General features: G+C 71.9%; 1 protein-coding gene and 1 pseudogene. Both read left to right on the forward strand.

Annotated features, from left to right (window positions below):
- Nucleotides 1-232: pseudogene (locus L0P92_RS44730) on the forward strand (hypothetical protein); the annotation flags it as partial.
- On the forward strand, nt 229-798 hold a 570-nt coding region (locus tag L0P92_RS44735), incomplete at its 3' end, for an NADH-quinone oxidoreductase subunit C (protein WP_234768850.1). The pseudogene L0P92_RS44730 and the gene L0P92_RS44735, both read left to right, overlap by 4 nt.

Below are 798 nucleotides of genomic sequence, written 5' to 3' on the forward strand. Positions count from 1 at the left end.
GATCATCCCCGTCGTCGTGTACGTCCTCGGCTGCCCGCCCCGCCCCGAAGCACTGCTCCAGGGAATCCTGAAACTCCAGGAGAAGATCGCCCGGGAGTCGCTGGGGGAGCGGTACGGCACCGGGACCGCGCGCCCCTCCACGGCGGCGCTCCAAAGCGGTCTGGTCAGCCCTCCTGAGGCGCCGGGCCCGGGTGGCGTGAGTCGTACGAGCGTGGGGGAGGCCGACCGATGACGACGACCGGCTGGCTGCCGACCCCCGTCGAGGACCTCTTCGGCCCGGAGGCCACCGCCGAGGAGTCGTACGACGTCCTGACGGTCGACGTGCCCCCGACGTCCTGGATCGCGGCCCTGCGGACGGCCCGCGACGAACTGGGCTGCACCTACTTCGACTGGCTCAGCGCGGTCGACGAACCCGGCACCGGCTTCCGCGTCGCCGCCCATGTCGCGGCCCTGTCTCCGGTACGACGCCTCCTGGTCCGCACGACCGTCCCGCACGAGGCGCCGACCCTGCCCACGGCGGTCGGCGTGTACGCGGGCGCCGCCTGGCACGAACGCGAGACGCACGAAATGTTCGGCGTCCTGTTCGCCGACCACCCTGCCCTGGACCACCTCCTCCTTCCCGACAATTTCGAGGGCCACCCCCTCCGCAAGGACTTCGTCCTCGCAGCCCGAGTCGCCAAGGCCTGGCCCGGTGCCAAGGAACCCGGCGAGTCCGAACACGGCGGCCCCAAGCGCCGCCAGATGCTGCCCCCCGGCGTCCCTGACCCCAACGAATGGGGCCCTCTCAAGGGCCAACTC

It is taken from the genome of Streptomyces muensis (assembly GCF_021474425.1).
Taxonomy (GTDB): domain Bacteria; phylum Actinomycetota; class Actinomycetes; order Streptomycetales; family Streptomycetaceae; genus Streptomyces; species Streptomyces muensis.